Raw genomic sequence first — 19,723 nt, 5'->3', positions numbered from 1 at the left:
ATGCTTTTTGCTGCAAATTAAGTTATCCGTTCACTGCACTATTAATCCCAATCATAAGGTGTTTCCTGGTAAACATAGTAGTTCAGCCAGTTGGAAAACATTAAATGGGCATGTGACCGCCATTTATTATGCGGGTTTCTGTCGGGATCATCATTCGGGAAATAGTGTTTTGGCACGGGAACCTGCAGGCCTCTGTTTCTGTCTCTAGAGTATTCTTCCGCAAGTGTGCCTGCTTCATATTCCAGGTGTCCTGTTACCATGATTTGTCTTCCGCGGTTCGCACTCATAATGAAAGGACCCGCTTCCTCAGATGATGACAGGAGCTTGACTTCCGGGTGTTCAATCAATTGATCTTTATAAACATCCGTATTGCGCGAATGCGGAGCAAAGTAGATGTCATCGAATCCTCTCAATAATTTTTCGCTTCGGTCATGGACTTCATGAAGATAAACACCAGAGCATTTTTCAGGCAGCTCATATTTTCCGATCCCAAAGTGATAAAATAACGCTGCCTGTGCCCCCCAGCATATATGCAGGGTGGAAGTAACATTGGTTTTCGTCCACTCCATGATTACGGTTAGTTCCTCCCAATAGTCCACTTCCTTAAAGTCGAGAAGCTCTACAGGTGCTCCAGTTATGATCATCCCGTCAAATTTACGGTTTCGAACTTGCTCAAATGTAGTATAGAATTGTTCGAGATGCATAGGACTGGTATTTTTTGATTGATGTGTGGCCGTTTTTAAAAACGAGATATTCACCTGTAAAGGTGTATTTCCAAGGAGTCTTAAAAGGTGTGCTTCGGTTTTTTCTTTTTCAGGCATCAAATTCAGGATGAGGATATTTAGTGGGCGAATATCCTGCTGTTTGGCACGGTCCTCATCCATGATAAAAATATTTTCTTCCTCTAAGATCTCCCTTGCAGGAAGCAGCTTAGGAATTTTTATTGGCAAGTGATCATCTCCCTGTGCAAAAATTCAATTAAACTTATTATAAAGACGATTCGAAATTGTATCAATGCTTTACTGTGTGAAAATGCGAAAATATCAAAAGTAAATGACAATATTTCGATTCAGGGATGGTACAATAAAGCTGTAAGGAACCTATACATATTGGATTCTAGGGGGATAAAAATGAATGTGAAACCGATTGTGAAATCAGACATTGAAATTGCCCAGGCATCTGCAATGAAGCCCATTGCGGAAATAGCTGAAAAAATCGGGCTCTCAGAGGATGATCTGGAGCTTTTCGGCAAGTATAAAGCAAAATTATCCGCAGAAACCTTAAAGAGATTAAGTACGAAAGTAAGCGGGAAAATAATTCTTGTCACTTCCATTAATCCGACACCTGCAGGAGAAGGAAAATCCACAGTAACAGTTGGCCTGGCCGATGCTTTTAACAGACTTGGCAAAAAAGCTATGGTCGCGATGAGGGAACCTTCGCTCGGGCCAACAATGGGAATCAAGGGCGGAGCAACCGGCGGAGGTTATTCGCAGGTCCTGCCGATGGAAGACATCAATCTGCATTTTACCGGTGATCTTCACGCAATCACTACAGCCAATAATGCATTGGCTGCCCTGATTGATAATCACCTCCAGCAGGGGAACCTGTTAAATATTGACCAGAGAAGGATTGTATGGAAGCGTGCCCTGGATTTGAACGACCGTGCATTAAGAAAAATCGTTATTGGCCTTGGAGGGCCTGTACAAGGTGTTCCGAGAGAAGATGGATTTGATATCACTGTGGCTTCAGAAATTATGGCCGTTCTATGCCTTGCATCCGACCTTCAGAACTTGAAGGAAAGACTGGGGAAAATGGTGATTGCATACAATTATGATAAACAGCCAGTAACAGTGGCTGATCTTGGAGTGGAAGGAGCTCTCACCTTGCTTCTTAAAGAAGCAGTCAAACCTAATCTGGTGCAGACAATTGAACATACACCGGCATTGGTCCATGGCGGCCCGTTTGCCAATATTGCTCATGGCTGCAACAGTGTGATTGCAACTGCCGCAGCCTCCAAGCTGGCTGACTATGTAGTGACAGAAGCCGGTTTTGGCGCGGATCTTGGTGCTGAAAAGTTTTTAAATATTAAAGCCAGAACCGAAGGCATTGACCCTGAAGCAGTGGTGATTGTAGCTACAATCCGTGCTCTGAAAATGCATGGCGGCTTGTCAAAAGCTGAATTGGGCAAGGAAGATACAGAAGCACTCACTAAAGGCTTTGCTAATTTAAAAAAGCATATTGAAACAATTGAAAGCTTTGGACTTCCGTATGTAGTGGCCATTAACCGGTTTATTTCCGATAGCGAGAATGAGATAGAGGTCCTTACAGAACTTTGCAGTGAGGCCGGCATGCCAGTGGCGCTGACAGAGGTTTGGGAAAAAGGCGGGCAGGGAGGAATTGAGCTGGCTGAGAAGCTCCTGGGAATTTTGGATGAAAGAGCAGCGAAGTTCAGCCACCTATATGATTTATCTTTGCCTCTTGAGGAGAAAATTCTAACAGTAGCCCAGACGGTTTATGGCGCAAGTAAAGTGGAATACTCAACCAAAGCCAAAAAGCAGATAAGAGACTTTGAAAGCTTTGGCTGGGGCGTACTGCCGGTTTGTATGGCTAAAACACAATATTCATTATCTGATGATCCTGCAAAACTTGGAAGGCCATCAGATTTTACCATTACTATACGTGAGCTGAAGCCATCCATTGGTGCAGGGTTCATTGTAGCACTTACCGGAGATGTGATGACTATGCCTGGTTTGCCTAAAGCACCTGCAGCCATGAACATGGATGTAGATGATGATGGAAATGCAGTCGGCCTATTTTAAGGGGGATTAGCACATGTTTGATCCAACGGCCTTTGAAAATATGAAGGTTGTTATGGAAGGCGGATTTTATGACCGGGATCTTGACGGTGAAATAAGAATTGTTGATCGAAATGATATTTTAAACTCAGCTAAAATGAGCCGAAGGTATGACATTACTTTTACAGACAATGCAGAAGGCTTGGCGGAGATTTTCTGTACCTTTACAATGGAAGCGGGACTTGATAATCTTGCAGCTGAGCTATTGCCTCAAGGGAAATCTGAGAAGCTGGCAGGCTGCCGGATTTATGTGAAATTTACAATTAAGCATTTAAAAGCTTCCAATGCATCTCTGCAAATCTGTAAAGTTCTGCGTCATATCTGGGGCAGCGGACGGAAGGTCGAACAGACTGTGAAATACAATCCTGAAAATATGAAGGCCATGGCCGAAACAGAAACCGTCATTTCTTTTAACCGGCTTATTCATGAAGAACAGATAGATGATCTGAATGAAATGATCATTTATATGACCTCTTCGATGAAAGCTTTAAGAAAAATCCATTTTTAATATGAATGCGTCTTGCCGAAATAGCAAGGCGCTTTTTTTGTATGAAATTTATACGGAAGATTCAAAATTATATTTACAATCACTTACTCTGATAATACGATTAAGAAGGAATGGAAAAACATTCCGGACAAATCCAAAAGGAGGAGAGGCAAATGGTTATGATTATTGAAGGAAAAGGAATTGAGAAGGGTAGACAAGACGTAACCTAGTCAGGAGGACAAAGGTATGATTCAAAGTACAGACAAAATAGTCATTGCAGAGTATCATGAGAGCTTTGCGGCAGGAATAGCAAAAATGTGGAACTTGAGCAGAGACAGCTGGGGCGGAGATACCAGTGTAATGACTGAGGAACAAGTAAAAACGAAGGAAGCGAATAATGGCAATATTACTTTATACTTAGCGCTGGATGGTGAAGAGGTCGTAGGCTATTGCGGGTTATCGGAATATAAAGAAGATACGGGTTCCCTATATATTCCTCTTCTAAATGTAAGGCCGGATTACCATGGACGGAAAATAGGAAAGATGCTTGTTATGAGAGCGCTTCAAAAAACAATTGAATTGGGCTGGCCGCGCCTTGACTTGTATACATGGCCAGGAAATGTGAAAGCTGTCCCGCTTTACAAAAAATGCGGATTCTTCTGGGAAGACAGAGATGATACAACACACTTAATGAATTTTATTCCGGCTGTTCACCATACACAGCTCTTGAAACCTGCCTTTGAAAAGCTTGATTGGTATAGCAGCAGCATGAGAGAAATTGACGTAAAGCCAGATGGAATCAAAGAAAACGGCTTTACATTTTACGAGTATATTTGGGAAAGCGGGGAAGTGTCTGCAAGAGTCAGATTTGAAAGATCCGGCAGAGGAATCAGTTTAATAGAAACGAATGATTACCTTCTGGAACTATCCATGGATCATCATGAAGTAATCGAAAATGAAATCCAAAATTTCCAGCTCAAACTCATAAATAAGACGGGAAGTCCTGTTTCTTTTAAGGCTGAAGGAAATAACCAGGGAAGAGTCGAAGCTGTTTTCGAGCATGACCTGATGGCCGAGAGTGACGAGGCAATAACCGGACAATTCATAGTGCATGAAGGGGAAGAGCCTAGTATTTGGAAAACGCATCCTTCATTAGGCGTTAAGGTATGGGTTAATGGTGAGGAGTGTGAATTGCGCCTTGGTCTGCTGCCTAAGCAGCCAGCCAGGATTACAGGCGGTTCAAAGGGGAATCTCAGATTTATAAATCAGGAAAATGAATTGGAAATTGAGGTAGAGAACAACCTGGAAGAAGACGCAGTATTTCACCTTTCTTTTCCCGTAAGTGATCTTGTTGAATTAGAAGAGCGGGAGTTTCGAATAAATCTTCACAAAAAAGGGCGTAAGCTGCTGAAGGTGCCTTTCATTGTTAAAAAATATGGCTTCTATCAGCCGGAAATGGCGGTATTGGCTACAAAGGAAAATGGAGACCAACTCGCTTTTACATGCAGCTCGATGGGCATCCCACTTAAAAGCTTCGGTCAAAAGTTTGGAGGAGAGTCAAAGGATTATTGGCATATCTGCAATGGAATCTGCCAGGTGAATATCCGGAAATTGGATTATAAAATAACGGCTGGCAGAAACGAAAGTGTTAACCAGCCTTTCGCGTTTTTTGCTCCTAAACTTGGGAAACCCTTTTCAACTGAATTTTCAAAGGCAAAGCCGGCGGCAGCAGAGTGGTTCGCAGATGACACTGCGATCACCTTCAAATTGGTATTCAAATCTGAAGCATTTACAGGAATTCTTGTATCATTGTATACGTCCCTATATGGTGAAGGCTTAGTAAAAGTATGGGCTGAATTGATAAACGAAGGGGCTGAAAGATATGAGAATCTGTTTTTCAGCCAGCCGTTATATTATGACATGCAGCAGCCATATTTTCCGCTGGATAATGAAGTAATCGAGTTTTCTGACATAAAAGAATTGGGGTTCATGGAGTTATCAGGTATAACCGAAAATTGGTTCTTCGCCGATCATAATGGCGAGCCGGTTGGATTCTGCTGGCCGAAAAATGCGAAGTCCAATCCGGATGGGTGGCAATTTTACTATCAGCAGGAAACTGGCTTCTTTGAATCGGGAGATCAGATAATATTGGCACCTGGCTATTTATCAATAGGAGCTTTCCGGACATGGGAAGAAATGCGGCATTTTGCAGGTGTGGAGTCAGGGTATGAAAAAAATGTTCAACATGAAAAAGCACTAATTATCAATAGGGGAAATCCAGTTGCAAAAGAACAGGATACAGCAGAATTCACTATTAAAACATATCGTTCAAGTTATCTTAATGGCACTATTGATTTTTATTTAAATACAGATAAAAATCAAACCTCAAATTTTAGTCAAGAACAGGAATTAAGAGTATTTAAATCCAGTTTTCCTATTAAGGATACGGAGCCTTTATCTATTATAAATGCTGAAATTACCCTTGACAGTGAAAAGAAGCAAGTAAGAGAACTTCTGCTTGTGCAAAGGGGTAATGTCCGTATGTTTACGGAAGAGCATGGCGGCAAGACTGTTTATATCATGGATAATGGCATTATTAGCTTAAAAGGAGCACCGGATTTTTATCCTGGCTTATTCTCATTAACCTATAAAAAGAGGGAGTGGCTTGATTCATCCTTTCCCGAGCCGGTGGCCAAAGGATGGTGGAATCCATGGACTGGCGGCATGAAAACTGTGCCATCGCAAATGAGTGTGTTCTCGCTATTAAAGGAGACATCTTCTGCTGAATTTACCAGTGTTAAAGATTCGTATGGAAACGAATGGTCTGCATTGGCCATCCATACGAAAGTTGTCCATCACTCCATATGGAAAGGCCTTGAATATACACAGTATTTCGCGTTATTGCCGGGGGTCCCGCTCCTTGCTCATTGGGTAAAAGCGGAAAATGCAGGCGGGAAATATCTGTTAAATGAAAAATGGATTACAGATATATTTATATCCGGAGGCTCATTAAAGGATCTTACTCTTACAGTAAGTGACAAAGGAGCAGAATCAGCATATCAGGCCGGAGTTGAGGAGCAGTCATTTGTACTTATTGATGGATCCCGTATTTCCAGCTGCCGGTCTCCTGAAAATATGTATGTAGTGAGAAGCAAAGATAATGAATTCCTTGGAGCATATATGAATAAAGAAGCATTCGAAGTTATTTCGGAAAGAAATGCAGGCCTATTGGCCAAACCGGGCTTTATTGCATTTGATGAAAGAAGCATCGAGGGCAGACTGCTTAATAGACTCCACAACCTGGAATTCCGCTAAAGGAGAAATTATGAAAGTCATAGATGCACATATTCATTTTTCAGATATTAAATCATTTCATCGTACTGCCAATGAACTCTCCTTTGTAGATTATTCATATCCTGGGCATCAGCAGGAGTTCCAAAAAGCTAATGTAGTCTTGAGCATTGCAATGGGGCTTACAGAAACCGAAAATATGGGCTTTCCGGATTATGAAGCAAGAACGCCTATGGGGCTTGACCTGGATGATAAGATACCGGCTGATGTTGTTTACTGTGCTGGCATCAATCCATATGATCTCAATGATAGAGCTCTTCAAAGGCTGGAGGATGATCTGCAAAAACCAAACGTGGCAGGGATCAAGATTTACCTGGGGTATTATCCTTTCTATGCCTATGATGATGTTTATGAACCTGTGTATGAACTCGCTGCAAAATACGGAGTTCCTGTTGTATTTCATACAGGGGATACCTATTCAGAAAGGGGATTGCTTAAGTATTCTCACCCCCTGGCTATTGATGAGGTGGCTGTTAAACACCGGAATGTCAATTTCGTGATTGCTCATTTTGGAGACCCATGGACATTGACAGGAGCTGAAATAATATATAAGAATCCTAATGTTTATGCCGATCTTTCAGGCTTGATTGTAGGTACAGAAAAAGAATTGAAGAAACGCAGCAAAGGAAGATTTTTGGATCATCTGAGGCATGCTTTAGTGTTTGCGGATTCTTACGATAAATTGCTGTTTGGAACCGATTGGCCTCTTGCTCCAGTGGGTCCTTATATTGAATTTATAAAAGAACTCATACCTGAAGAGCATCATGAAGATGTATTTTACAATACCGCGATAAAGGTTTTTCCTAAAATCAAGCCTTTTCTGCCATAGAACCTGCGGCTGGGAGAGAAATCTTTCACTTCCAGCCTTTCAAATAGTCTTATTTACATACATACACGTATAAATATCTTAAAAGGGGGCGGCTACAGTGGATAAAATTGCATGGGTAACAGACAGCACTGCTTTTTTAAATAACGAGTTAAGAAACCATCCTCACATATACCAGATTCCGATGACCATCATTATGGATGGCAAAGAATATACTGATGGGGTTGATTTAACACCGGAAGAACTTTATGCGAGCTTAAAAACCCTGGATACTCCTCCAAAAACTTCCCAGCCATCCATTGGCGCTTTTCGGGAGTTATATGAAAATCTGCAGAAGGACTATGACTGTATCATCGCAGTGCTGGTATCGGCAAAACTCAGCGGGACCGTTTCTTCCAGTGAACAGGCCGCCCAGCTGGTTGATATACCAGTATACAGCATAGACTCCAAGATATTATCATACCCTTTAACCAGGTTAGTCCTTAAGGGGATGGAATTGGCAGAAGCCGGACTGGATATAAAAGAAATTATCCGGAGGCTTGAGGCACTTCGTGATACGGGTGAAACATATGTCCTCATTGGGAGTCTTGAACAGCTTCATAGAAGCGGCAGGATGTCCGGAGTTCAGTTTTTTCTGGGCAGCATGCTAAATGTAAAGCCGATCATTTCAGTTCGTGATGGGGAATTAAGCGTAAAAGAGAAAGCCAGAAGCGAAAGAAAGGCAAAAGACAAAATTGTGAATCTGCTAAGGGGTGCACATGAGAGAAAACTGCTGAAGGAAGTATTCATCCTATACGGTTTGCATCCGGAAGAAGCGGAGGAATGGAAGAGGGAACTCCAGGAAGAATTTAATGGAGTTAAATTTGGATGCTATTCTTTGGGGGCTACGATTGGAGTCCATGCAGGAGAAAATACACTTGGCATCAGCTGGCTGAATGGCCTTGAATAAAATAGCTTAGGGACCTGGTGCAGGAAATCAAATACTGGTTTTCTGCACCATTTTTTTATCAGTGCCGTCTGTAATAATGAATCCATTTAATAGTTCTATAGATATGGCATTACCTTGCCATCGTTTCTTTTTGAGACTAATGTTAAAATGGAGTGTGGAGTTTGAAAGCGGGTGAAATAATGAAGGAAAAAAATATACATTTAACAGAAAAATTCGTCCGGAATACACTCGGAGAAGATTCAACCGGGCATGACTGGCATCATATTGAGCGGGTGAGAAAAAATGCCCTTTACATAGCCAAAAAGGAACAAGCAGGAGATCCTTTTTTAATTGAAATGGCAGCGCTGCTTCATGATATACCCGATGCTAAGCTGAACACTTCAAAGGAAGCGGGAGAAAGGAAGCTATCTGATTTTCTGCAGGAAATTGAGATTGCAGAAGAAGCTTCCAGCAGCATTAAGACAATAATTGAGTCAGTTTCTTTTAAAGGCGGCAATAACAAAAAGGTGTTAAGCGTGGAAGCTAAAATAGTCCAGGATGCGGACCGATTGGATGCAATTGGTGCTATGGGGATTGCACGAGCATTTGCCTATGGCGGCAAAAAAGGGCAGCCTATTTATGATCCCGGCCTTGAAATCAGAAAAGTAATGACTGAAGATGAATACCGGAATGGAAAGTCATCATCCATCAATCATTTCTACGAAAAGCTATTGAAGCTGAGAGATCTGCTAAATACTGACACTGCCAGGGAAATGGCAGAAGCGCGGCATGAAATTATGGAGCAATATCTGCATCAATTTTTTATAGAATGGAATGGTCAAGCATGAAGATGATTTCTTTGGAGAATGTTACAAAATCATATGGAGAGAAAGAACTTTTTAATGATATATCTTTTACAATCGCTGAAAAAGAAAGAGCAGGACTGATCGGAGTAAACGGTACGGGGAAATCTTCCCTGCTTAAAGTGATTGCCGGTGTTGACCTGCCAGACTCTGGAGAAATAGTCACTCCTAGAGATTACACCATTTCATATTCAGCACAGCAGCCTGAACTCAACTATGAATTAACAGTTCTCGAGCAGGTTTTTGCAGGAGATGCACCAGTTCTTGTACTGCAGAGAGAATATGAACAAGCCCTGCTGGAGCTTAGCATGCACCCTGAAGATTCAGACATTCAGCAAAATCTTTTCGAACTTCAAAAAAGAATGGATACCCTTGATGCCTGGGAAGTGAACACAGATGCCAAAACGATACTCACTAAGCTGGGTATCGAGGAGTTCAGCAAAAAGATTGGAGAGCTTTCTGGCGGGCAGAAAAAACGGGTTGCCCTGGCGCAAGTACTGATCCAGTCACCTGACTTGCTGATTCTTGACGAGCCGACAAATCATCTTGATTTTGAATCGGTGAAATGGCTGGAAGAATATCTGGGCAGATACAGGGGGGCGCTGCTCCTTGTAACACATGATCGTTATTTCCTTGACCGGATTACAAATAGAATGTTTGAACTTGAAGGCGGAAATCTATACAGCTATAAAGGGAATTATGCTGCATTCCTTGAAGCAAAGGCGGTAAGAGAGGAAAATGAGGCAGCTGCCATTGATAAGCAGAAAAATCTGTTCAGAAGGGAACTGGAATGGATCAGACGAGGTGCAAAAGCCCGTACCACCAAGCAAAAAGCCAGAATTCAGCGGTTCGAAACCCTTGATAGCCAGCTTGCTTCAGTTAAATCCTCGGAAAAATTGGATATGTCCCTAAGTGGCAGCCGCCTCGGAAAACAGGTATTTGAACTCGAAGCTGCTTCAAAAAAGTATGGCACTCAAACGGTTCTGGATCATTTTGATCTTCTTGTAAAACCAGGGGATAGAATAGGGATTATCGGAAGAAATGGAACGGGGAAATCTACTCTGCTTAACATACTGGCAGGCAGGATTCCGCTTGACTCGGGTAAGCGAATTATTGGGCAGACGGTAAAAATCGCTTACTATACACAGGAAAGCGAAGATATGGATGAGAACAAGCGCATGATCGAATACCTCAAAGAAACAGCAGAAGTAGTTGAAACTTCCGATGGCAAAACGATTTCTGCAGCTCAAATGCTGGAGCGCTTCCTATTTCCGGCGTATTCTCACGGCACTCCTATCCGCAAGCTTTCCGGCGGGGAAAAACGCAGACTGTATTTATTGAAAATCTTAATGTCAGAGCCTAATGTTCTTCTGCTTGATGAGCCGACCAATAACCTTGATACCCAAACCCTGACGGTTCTCGAAGATTATCTTGAAGATTTTCCCGGTGTAGTCATTACAGTTTCACATGACCGCTACTTCCTGGATAAAGTGGCTGAGCAGCTTCTTGTATTAAAAGGCGAGGGCAAAATCGAATCCTACTATGGAAGTTACAGTGAATTTCTTGAAAGCGAGAATGCCAAGCCTGTTCAGGAAGTTGATGCTGCCCCAAAAAAAGCGAGGGAAACTAAGCCAAAAAAGAAGAGAATGAGCTACAAAGAAAAAAAGGAATGGGAAGAAATCGAGGGAAAAATTGAAGCGGCTGAAACCCGTCTTGAAGCGATTTCCTCAGAAATGGCCAGTATCGGCAGTGACTTTGAAAAGGGTCAGGCCTTAGTAGAAGAAGAAACAAAGCTGAATGAAGAGCTTGAATACTTGATTGAGAGATGGAGCTACCTTTCAGAAGCAGCTGAAAATGAATAATTCATACCCGGGGAATTTCTCCCGGGTTTCTTTGCATATTCAGAAACAACTAAAATGCCTCGAAAATCTCCTTATGTTAAAATAATACCAGTTACCATCGTGAATATATAAAAAAGGGTGATACTTTTGAGAATCAAAGCAATCGAACCAACACCAAGTCCAAACACTATGAAGGTTATTCTTGATGAAGAGCTTCCGATGGGGAAGGCCAATAATTATAAAAAGGATAAAAAAGAAGGAGCTCCAAAGATTATTCTGGATATACTTGAAATTGATGGAATCAAAGGGGTTTACCATGTTGCCGATTTCCTTGCTGTCGAAAGAAATGCGAAATATGACTGGAAAGAGCTTCTCCCGCAAGTAAGATCCGCATTTGGCGAGGATGTGGAAAATGAGGGCACAGAAGACAATGGCATCGATGAACATTATGGTGAAGTCCAAGTGTTAGTCCAAATGTATAAAGGAATTCCCATGCAGGTTAAACTGACTGACGGCACGGAGGAAAAGCGCTTTGGACTTCCTGAAAACTTTATTAAAGCTGTTTCAGAGGCGCAGGATCCTGCTGATAATGTTGTCATGGTCCGCAAGTGGAAAGAATTTGGTGTCCGATATGGAGACTTTGACCAGGTTGGCCATGATATTGTAGAAGAACTAATGGCTGCCTATCCAGAAGGAAGACTCCAGATACTTGTTAAAACGGCAAAAAGCCCGGATAAAACGGACGGAAAACACACACGTTCCCTTCTTAAACTGTCTGTAGAAGATCTGGATTCCCCGGATTGGCGTGAGCGCTATCAAAAACTCGAACAGATGAATGATCCTGAACTGGAGGACCTGTCTGTTCTTGAAAAAGCGCTTAATGATGAGAAGGCGTCAATCAGAAGACTTGCGACAGTTTATCTTGGGATGATTGAGGATAAGAGTGTCCTTCCTCTCCTGTACAGAGCATTGAAGGATAAAACGGTCACTGTAAGACGTACAGCAGGGGACTGTTTGTCTGACCTGGGATTTGAAGAAGCAATGGACGCCATGAAGGAAGCGCTGCAGGACGACAGTAAACTTGTGCGCTGGCGTGCGGCCATGTTCCTATATGAAGTGGGTGATGAAAGTGTGCTTCCTGCTTTAAAAGCAGCAGAAGACGATCCGGAATTCGAAGTCAGCATGCAAATCAAATTGGCTATTGAAAGAATTGAACATGGGGAAGAAGCAAAAGGGTCAGTTTGGAAACAGATGACTGAATCCCGGAAACAGGGCAAGGAATAAGTTTCTGGGAAAAAACCGCTCACAGAATAAAAATCTGGAGCGGTTTTTTTGTTGGACATATAAGGAATCGTTCCCGGCGACTTAGGAAAGATGGCAGCAGTAAGGTAACGACTGAAGTAAAATTATGCGCCCGGATTTTTATAGAATGTCCCCAATTATTGAATTTCACAACTTGCACACACTGCTGTTTCACCCATTTAAAGCGAAAAATTATAATAAATTTGTAAAAATTATTGAAATTATCCGAAAAAGGGTCTATATTGGAAAGAAAATATTTGGGGGCAGGAGGCTTAACAAATTATTCCCCATAGAATAAGAGATTATGAATCTAGGGTAAACGGAGGTATTACATACTATGACTGGCTCACAGATGAGAAGTGATATGATCAAAAAAGGAACAGACCGGGCTCCGCACCGCAGTTTGCTGCGTGCTGCCGGGGTAAAGGAAGAGGATTTCGGAAAACCATTTATTGCTGTGTGCAATTCCTATATTGATATCGTACCAGGCCATGTGCATTTGCAGGAATTCGGTAAAATTGTTAAAGAAGCAATCCGTGAAGCAGGAGGAGTTCCATTTGAATTTAATACCATCGGAGTAGATGATGGTATTGCCATGGGCCATATTGGCATGCGCTATTCTCTGCCAAGCCGCGAAATCATTGCAGACTCACTTGAAACAGTTGTTTCTGCACACTGGTTTGACGGAATGGTCTGTATCCCGAACTGCGATAAAATTACGCCTGGAATGATGATGGGGGCCTTAAGGGTTAATATTCCAACTGTTTTTGTCAGTGGAGGCCCCATGAAAGCTGGTGTTGATTCAAGTGGAAAACCTTTATCTTTAAGCTCTGTCTTTGAGGGTGTAGGTGCCTTTGAATCAGGACAAATTGATGAACAAAAGCTTCAGGAAATCGAACAGGTTGCATGTCCGACTTGCGGATCATGTTCCGGAATGTTCACTGCAAATTCCATGAACTGTCTGGCAGAAGGACTGGGTCTTGCACTTCCTGGCAATGGCACAATTCTGGCAGTATCAGAAGAGAGAAAAGAATTTGTTAAACGTTCAGCCAAGCAGCTGATGGAATTAATAAAAAAAGACATCAAGCCGCGCGATATCGTTACAATTGATGCAATTGACAATGCATTTGCCCTGGATATGGCAATGGGCGGGTCAACCAATACAGTTCTTCACACATTGGCACTTGCGCACGAAGCCGAAATTGAATATCCGATTGAACGAATTAATGAGATTGCCAACCGGGTACCGCATTTAGCAAAAATTGCTCCTGCTTCAGATTATCATATTGAAGATGTGCATAATGCGGGTGGAGTCAGTGCTATCATCAATGAATTGCTTAAAAAGCCGGATGCCCTGAATGGAGATTGTCTCACAGTTACCGGAAAGCCGCTAAGAGAGAATGTAGCAGGCAGTGAAATTCTGGATGGAAATGTAATCCGAAACCTCGAGAATCCGCATTCTGAACGCGGAGGGCTGGCAGTTCTATTTGGAAATCTTGCTCCTGAAGGCTCAATTATAAAAGTCGGTGCTGTTGATGAGTCAGTAGGCGGATACCATAGAGGACCAGCCATCTGCTTTGATTCGCAGGAAGAGGCATTATCCGGAATCATTACCGGCAAAGTGCAGGAAGGCCATGTTGTAGTCATTCGATATGAAGGTCCTAAAGGAGGACCTGGAATGCCGGAGATGCTTGCACCTACTTCCCAGATTGTCGGCCGTGGACTTGGGGCAAAAGTCGGCCTGATTACAGATGGCCGTTTCTCAGGGGCTTCCCGGGGAATCAGCATTGGGCACATCTCTCCAGAGGCTGCTGAAGGCGGGCCTATTGCATTCGTGGAAAATGGGGATATCATTGAATTGGATTTGAATAACCGTACAATCAACCTGGAAATCTCAGATGAAGATTTTGAAAAACGCAAAGCCAATTGGCAAGGCTTCGAGCCAAAGGTCAAAAAAGGGTATCTTGCCCGTTATTCGAAGCTTGTAACCAATGCCAGCACAGGCGGCGTTATGAAAATTTAATAAGGTTAAGAAAGCCGGTCATTTATGACTGGCTTTCTTGCTTATAAGAGACTTTGGCCGATATATATTTGATTTAGGGCAATAGCATATCATAATTGGACGATAAAAAGGACTGCAGAGAAATTCCCGGCATAGAAAAATTGCATAAAGATCATACGGTATAGTATGCTTACTTTACAAACTGCAGCTTAAGGAGGAGGCAAATCTTATGTCTATGGCATATGAGGAATATATGAAACAAATGGTAAAGCCGATGCGTGAGGAGCTTGTACAGGCCGGTTTTAAAGAGCTGACAGCTTCAGAAGAGGTAGAGCGATTTATGGAAGGTCTTGAAGGAACAGCACTTGTTGTTGTCAATTCAGTTTGCGGATGTGCTGCTGGACTGGCTCGGCCGGCAGCAACACAGGCCGTTTTGCGCAGTGAAAAGAAACCTGAGCATTTAGTGACGGTGTTTGCAGGACAGGATAAAGAGGCAACAGCTAAAATGCGCGAGTACTTTGATGGATATGAGCCTTCATCTCCTTCTATGGCGCTCTTAAAAGGGAAGGAAGTTGTACACTTCATTCACCGCCATGATATTGAAGACCATTCCATGGAAGCGATCATGGAAAATCTTCTTGCTGCTTTTGAGGCGAATTGCTGAGAATATAAGGATTAAACAAAACGGGGTGTCTGCTGGCACCCTTTTCTTATAGCAAAATTAAGAAATTCAGGTGAACACAATGATTATTACAACTGCCGGACGAACCAATGAAGCAATGAAAGAAAAAGCAAAAAAAATTGCCGAACAATTGGGAGCAGAATATATCAGCAGGAATAAAAGGTCTGTAGGAATGATCCAAAAACAAGTTCCTGAAGACTGCATAGTAGTTGGAAAAGAACGTTTGGAGCTTTTTCCGATAGGTGAAAGCAAGCCATTCTTCTTTCATCCCAGTTCAGCGATGTTCAGAGTAAAACGTCTCCTAAAAGGAGAGGGGGATCCTTTTCTTCAGGCTGCGGTGCTAAAAGAAGGCAGCAGTATTCTCGATTGTACCCTTGGACTTGCCTCGGACAGCATAACAGCCAGTTATGCTGCAGGGAGTAAAGGCAAAGTTACAGGACTGGAAGGAAATAAATATCTTTCCTTCCTGGTGGCGAATGGCCTTAGACAATGGGACTCCGGGCTTGATAGTATGAATCAGGCAATGAAAAGAATAATGGTGGAATCGTCAATGGCCCTTCCTTATTTGAAAAAATTGCCCCCGGACAGTTATGACGTTGTCTATTTTGATCCCATGTTTGAAGAAAAAATCCTTGAGTCAGAGGGGATTAAAGCACTAAGGAACTTTGCTGTTTATGAGGACCTGTCAGAGGAAGTTATTTTTCATGCAAAAAGAGCAGCCAGAAAGAGAGTGGTTCTGAAGGATCACTTTAAAAGTTCCAGGTTTGACCGATATGGCTTCAAAGTAATTGAAAGAAAGTCATCGAAATTTCATTTTGGGGTAATTGAAAAATAAGAAAAGGTGCCTGAATACCAGGCACCTTCTTCTTTAATCTGCGATGGCCAGATAAACAAAGTAAGCCATCAGCAAAAGGCTGGCAATAACAAAGAATACAGACCAATCCATCTGAATTTCCCCCTTTTTATTCTCCTCGGCTTGAAGAAAGGATTTGTTCTTATTATTCCCGCTTTGCTGCTTTATAATCCGGCAAATATATTATTCACTATATATCTATTGTTCTTTTTAACGATACATGAAATCAATTTAAATTTGGTTCGAAAAGAAGTATAATAGAAAAATAGAATTGAGATACATAGCGAGGAAGGATACTATGGAATTTCCTATTTCAAAAAGAATGGCTTCTTTTCCGGAAAGTGTGTTTGCTGAATTGTCCCAAATCAAGAATTCGAAACTTTCAGACGGATTTCCGGTGATTGATTTGAGCATTGGCAGCCCTGATTTGCCCCCTCCCGCTTTTGTTATGGAGGAGTTAGCAAGAGGAACCCGGGAACCAGAATTATATGGGTACTCGTTAACAGGTACAAATGAATTTCATTCCGCAGTATGCAGCTATTATAAACGAAATTTTGAAGTGGATCTTGAATCTTCAGAGGTGCAGCTTTTAATGGGCTCCCAGGACGGGCTGGTTCATTTGCCAATGGTTCTATGTGACCCTGGAGAGTATATCCTTGTCCCGGACCCAGGATATACTGCTTATGCTGCAGGTGCAGCATTGGCCGGGGCCCAGATGTACGGCTTGCCCTTAAAAAAGGAGAATAGCTTCCTTCCGGATTTGGATGAAATCCCTGAAGAAATACTCATAAACACGAAATTAATGATCCTGAATTTCCCCGGCAATCCCGTTCCTGCAATGGCGACAGAAGAGTTTTTTCTTCAGGTGATCCATCTGGCAAAGAAGTACAGCTTTGCTGTATTGCATGATTTTGCTTATTCAGAACTTTATTATGAGAAGAAGCCTATAAGCTTTTTGTCTGTTACAGGGGCCATGGATGTAGGGATTGAAATGAATTCACTATCGAAAAGCTTTAATATGGCAGGATGCAGGGTGGCATATGCTGCCGGTAATCAGCAGCTTATTGCGCTGCTGTCCAACTTCAAATCCAATTTGGATTATGGGGTATTCTTGCCGGTGCAGTCAGCTGCAGTGAAAGCATTGAATGATCAATCCTCTTTTTTGCAGGACTTGAGAGAAACATATAAAAAAAGAAGAGATGTATTATTAAAAGAGCTGAAAAATATCGGTTGGGATATCAGCAAGCCAGCGGGGTCAATGTTCTTGTGGGCAGAGGTTCCATGTGGATACAGCACATCCAGGGATTTTGCGGTTGACTTGATTAACCGCGCCGGCGTAGTCGTAACCCCTGGAAGTGCTTTTGGCCAATGGGGTGAGGGATATGTTCGGATTGCACTTGTTCAGCCCGAAGATGTATTAAGGCAAGCTGCCGCAAATATTGAAAAAAGCGGTATATTGAAGAAAATCCTTGCTTAGCAGAAAGGAAGGCGAAAAAACATGCCGAATTGGCTGAGAAAATCCTTTGTCGTACTGGTTACCATTTTAACCTTTGGCCTCGTCACACCTTCTCAGGCATTTCTATATGAAAATACCAGCCAGTTAAAAGCCTCTAGAGCTTCCGATGTGGAAAATTCGGAAAACAGTGCAGAACTTGCTGAAGAGGAAGACACTAATTTTGATAAAGATGACTTCATTAGGCAAATGCTTATAGAAGCTGAGGTACAATCGTATGAGAAGTTTGGTGCAAAGATTGGCCCTGTTATTGAAGATGAGTTTAACGATGTAATACTTCCAAATATTGAGAAAGCCATCCAGGAGGTGGCGGTGCAATTTCCCGAAGAAAGCCTTGCTCAATTAAAGGTTACAGAAACTCCGGGGGGCGGATTGTCGGAAAAAATCTTCCATATCACCAATAGCAAGGCGAATGAAGACGTCATTCGCTTCCATGTAAGAAGGGACCATCCTCCACAGCAGGGATACTGGTTTAATTTTCATTATCACACACATCATGATAATTTTCAGGCCCACCATGAACTTGGATCAATTTACTGGGATAAAAACACTCCGCCGAAATGGATGAGTTAAAGATTGAAATAAATCCTGGAATATGAAAAAATATTTTTATGGATTATGAAACTTTTCATGATTTATAGCGTAAATACATTTATTCTACATAATGGAGGTTTGAGTTGAAATGGCAGTAAGCTTATCAAAAGGACAAAAAGTTGACTTAACAAAAACAAACCCAGGTATGACCAAGGTAATAGTTGGACTTGGATGGGACACAAATAAATACGATGGCGGAAATGACTTCGATTTGGATTCTTCCGTATTCCTTCTTGGAGACACTGGGAAGGTAACTTCTGAAAGCGACTTTGTTTTCTATAACAATACAACAGGTGCTAATGGTTCCGTTGTACACACTGGAGATAACCGTACTGGTGAAGGGGATGGCGATGACGAGCAGGTGAAAATTGACCTGGCTAATGTACCTGCAAGCATTCAGCGTATAACGTTCACAATCACGATTCATGACGGAGAAGCACGCAGTCAGAACTTTGGACAGGTATCGAATTCTTATGTGAGGATCCTGAATGAAGATACAGGCGAAGAATTGATCCGCTATGACTTAGGTGAAGATTTCTCTATTGAAACTGCACTTGTAGTCGGAGAACTATACAGACATAACGGAGAATGGAAGTTCAGTGCAATCGGAAGCGGATATCAGGGCGGATTGGCTGCACTGGCAAAAGATTTTGGTTTACAGGTTGGATAAATAAGAGGTATATTTTTTAAATAAGGCTCGGCAATGCCGGGTCTTTTATATGAATAAAATAGTCATCATCCGGGGGGAATAAATTTAAAATGGAAATCTTAGAATCTATAATGCATACATATTCCCAGTTTTTTAACTGGGAAATGTGGGTTGAAGCTTTATCAAAGCCGGAAAGCTGGGCACTGATAGGGACACTTGTCATTTTAGAAGGCTTATTGTCTGCTGATAATGCACTCGTACTTGCTGTAATGGTAAAACATCTGCCGGAAAAACAGCGCAAGAAAGCACTTTTTTATGGTCTGTTAGGTGCTTATTTCTTCAGGTTTATTGCCATTGGAATCGGTGTATTCTTAATTGAATTCTGGTATATTAAGGTATTGGGTGCAGCCTATTTAGCCTGGCTTGCAATCAAGTATTTTATTGATAAGCGGAAAGCCGAGCAAGATGGTGATGAAGAGGCAATAGAAGGGATTAATCAGAAAGGCTTATTAATTCGCCTTTTTGGTACTTTCTGGGGAACAGTCATTGCAGTTGAATTAATGGATATTGCTTTTTCAATAGACAGTATATTGGCTGCGCTAGGAGTGAGTCAAGAGATCTGGGTACTGTTAATAGGAGGCATGCTTGGAATAATCATGATGCGTGGTGTAGCGGGAGTATTCTTAAAGCTGATTGACAGGGTTCCTGAACTGGAAACAAGCTCATATATTTTGATCCTTCTTATTTCTGCTAAGATGATTGCCAGCGCCGCTGGAATTCATATAGACCATATTTACTTCTTTATTGTATTGATTATCGTGTTTGCCGTTACTTTTGTCATCCATGCAAGGAATGCCAAAAAGGAAGCTGCAGATCAGGGCTGAATTTAAATAATATAACTGCATTGAGTTAAGAAGGGAACAGACAAATGTCCGCTCCCTTTTATTTTTATCTTTTTTGGATGAAAAAGGAAGAAA

General features: G+C 42.0%; 16 protein-coding genes. 15 read left to right on the top strand and 1 reads right to left on the bottom strand.

Annotated features, from left to right (window positions below):
* Window positions 1-41: 41 nt before the first annotated feature.
* A complete protein-coding gene (gene metA, locus DFO72_RS00695; protein ID WP_113884641.1) occupies window positions 42-950 on the bottom strand; it encodes a homoserine O-acetyltransferase MetA in 909 nt (302 codons plus the stop codon).
* Between the two features lie 180 nt (window positions 951-1,130).
* Here metA and DFO72_RS00690 point away from each other — a divergent pair, with 180 nt between their 5' ends.
* The 15 genes from DFO72_RS00690 to DFO72_RS00620 all read left to right on the top strand — a co-directional run bounded on the left by DFO72_RS00690 (window position 1,131) and on the right by DFO72_RS00620 (window position 19,630).
* Window positions 1,131-2,819 (top strand): formate--tetrahydrofolate ligase, encoded by a 1,689-nt coding sequence (locus DFO72_RS00690; protein ID WP_113884642.1) that lies wholly within the window; start codon window positions 1,131-1,133, stop codon window positions 2,817-2,819.
* A 13-nt stretch (window positions 2,820-2,832) separates the two neighbouring features.
* Complete coding sequence (locus DFO72_RS00685; RefSeq protein ID WP_113884643.1) at window positions 2,833-3,363, top strand: hypothetical protein; 531 nt, start codon at window positions 2,833-2,835, stop codon at window positions 3,361-3,363.
* Window positions 3,364-3,588: 225 nt separating this feature from the next.
* Window positions 3,589-6,657 carry a GNAT family N-acetyltransferase gene (locus DFO72_RS00680; protein ID WP_113884644.1) on the top strand — a complete coding sequence of 1,023 codons (3,069 nt, stop codon included), beginning with the start codon at window positions 3,589-3,591 and terminating at the stop codon, window positions 6,655-6,657.
* Window positions 6,658-6,667: 10 nt separating this feature from the next.
* Entirely contained in the window at window positions 6,668-7,522 is an 855-nt protein-coding gene (locus DFO72_RS00675) for an amidohydrolase family protein (RefSeq protein WP_113884645.1), read from the top strand.
* Window positions 7,523-7,619: 97 nt separating this feature from the next.
* Window positions 7,620-8,468, top strand: coding sequence for a DegV family protein (locus tag DFO72_RS00670; protein WP_113884646.1), 849 nt, complete (start codon window positions 7,620-7,622; stop codon window positions 8,466-8,468).
* A 176-nt stretch (window positions 8,469-8,644) separates the two neighbouring features.
* Entirely contained in the window at window positions 8,645-9,295 is a 651-nt protein-coding gene (locus DFO72_RS00665) for an HD domain-containing protein (RefSeq protein WP_181782393.1), read from the top strand.
* On the top strand, window positions 9,292-11,172 hold the full coding sequence (locus DFO72_RS00660) for an ABC-F family ATP-binding cassette domain-containing protein (protein WP_113884647.1): 1,881 nt from the start codon (window positions 9,292-9,294) through the stop codon (window positions 11,170-11,172). The genes DFO72_RS00665 and DFO72_RS00660 overlap by 4 nt, the downstream gene beginning before the upstream one ends.
* Before the next feature lie 126 nt (window positions 11,173-11,298).
* The gene (locus tag DFO72_RS00655; RefSeq protein ID WP_113884648.1) at window positions 11,299-12,435 is read left to right on the top strand and encodes a conserved virulence factor C family protein; all 1,137 of its coding nucleotides are present in this window, start codon (window positions 11,299-11,301) and stop codon (window positions 12,433-12,435) included.
* Between the two features lie 370 nt (window positions 12,436-12,805).
* The gene (gene ilvD, locus DFO72_RS00650) at window positions 12,806-14,476 is read left to right on the top strand and encodes a dihydroxy-acid dehydratase (protein ID WP_113884714.1); all 1,671 of its coding nucleotides are present in this window, start codon (window positions 12,806-12,808) and stop codon (window positions 14,474-14,476) included.
* Between the two features lie 208 nt (window positions 14,477-14,684).
* Window positions 14,685-15,119 carry a BrxA/BrxB family bacilliredoxin gene (locus tag DFO72_RS00645; RefSeq protein WP_113884650.1) on the top strand — a complete coding sequence of 145 codons (435 nt, stop codon included), beginning with the start codon at window positions 14,685-14,687 and terminating at the stop codon, window positions 15,117-15,119.
* 79 nt (window positions 15,120-15,198) lie between these two features.
* On the top strand, window positions 15,199-15,972 hold the full coding sequence (locus DFO72_RS00640; protein ID WP_113884651.1) for a class I SAM-dependent methyltransferase: 774 nt from the start codon (window positions 15,199-15,201) through the stop codon (window positions 15,970-15,972).
* A gap of 316 nt (window positions 15,973-16,288) precedes the next feature.
* Window positions 16,289-17,467 carry an LL-diaminopimelate aminotransferase gene (locus DFO72_RS00635; RefSeq protein WP_113884653.1) on the top strand — a complete coding sequence of 393 codons (1,179 nt, stop codon included), beginning with the start codon at window positions 16,289-16,291 and terminating at the stop codon, window positions 17,465-17,467.
* Window positions 17,468-17,488: 21 nt separating this feature from the next.
* Window positions 17,489-18,076: a YpjP family protein gene (locus DFO72_RS00630; RefSeq protein WP_113884654.1), complete on the top strand. Its 588-nt coding sequence runs from the start codon at window positions 17,489-17,491 to the stop codon at window positions 18,074-18,076.
* Between the two features lie 109 nt (window positions 18,077-18,185).
* Complete coding sequence (locus DFO72_RS00625) at window positions 18,186-18,767, top strand: TerD family protein (protein ID WP_113884655.1); 582 nt, start codon at window positions 18,186-18,188, stop codon at window positions 18,765-18,767.
* 89 nt (window positions 18,768-18,856) lie between these two features.
* Window positions 18,857-19,630, top strand: coding sequence for a TerC family protein (locus tag DFO72_RS00620; protein WP_113884656.1), 774 nt, complete (start codon window positions 18,857-18,859; stop codon window positions 19,628-19,630).
* Window positions 19,631-19,723 lie beyond the last annotated feature (93 nt).

Origin of the sequence: Cytobacillus oceanisediminis (assembly GCF_004366035.1) — a bacterium.
GTDB classification, from domain to species: Bacteria; Bacillota; Bacilli; order Bacillales; family Cytobacillaceae; genus Cytobacillus; species Cytobacillus oceanisediminis_C.
This window is presented reverse-complemented; position numbering and strand designations above follow the sequence as displayed.

Bases quoted from the DNA above. Each gene is read 5' to 3' on its own strand.
- DFO72_RS00675 (WP_113884645.1), top strand. From the start codon at position 6,668: ATGAAAGTCATAGATGCACATATTCATTTTTCAGATATTAAATCATTT.
- DFO72_RS00625 (WP_113884655.1), top strand. From the start codon at position 18,186: ATGGCAGTAAGCTTATCAAAAGGACAAAAAGTTGACTTAACAAAAACA.
- DFO72_RS00660 (WP_113884647.1), top strand. From the start codon at position 9,292: ATGAAGATGATTTCTTTGGAGAATGTTACAAAATCATATGGAGAGAAA.
- DFO72_RS00690 (WP_113884642.1), top strand. From the start codon at position 1,131: ATGAATGTGAAACCGATTGTGAAATCAGACATTGAAATTGCCCAGGCA.
- DFO72_RS00680 (WP_113884644.1), top strand. From the start codon at position 3,589: ATGATTCAAAGTACAGACAAAATAGTCATTGCAGAGTATCATGAGAGC.
- DFO72_RS00685 (WP_113884643.1), top strand. From the start codon at position 2,833: ATGTTTGATCCAACGGCCTTTGAAAATATGAAGGTTGTTATGGAAGGC.
- DFO72_RS00630 (WP_113884654.1), top strand. From the start codon at position 17,489: ATGCCGAATTGGCTGAGAAAATCCTTTGTCGTACTGGTTACCATTTTA.
- ilvD (WP_113884714.1), top strand. From the start codon at position 12,806: ATGAGAAGTGATATGATCAAAAAAGGAACAGACCGGGCTCCGCACCGC.
- DFO72_RS00640 (WP_113884651.1), top strand. From the start codon at position 15,199: ATGATTATTACAACTGCCGGACGAACCAATGAAGCAATGAAAGAAAAA.
- DFO72_RS00620 (WP_113884656.1), top strand. From the start codon at position 18,857: ATGGAAATCTTAGAATCTATAATGCATACATATTCCCAGTTTTTTAAC.
- DFO72_RS00645 (WP_113884650.1), top strand. From the start codon at position 14,685: ATGTCTATGGCATATGAGGAATATATGAAACAAATGGTAAAGCCGATG.
- DFO72_RS00635 (WP_113884653.1), top strand. From the start codon at position 16,289: ATGGAATTTCCTATTTCAAAAAGAATGGCTTCTTTTCCGGAAAGTGTG.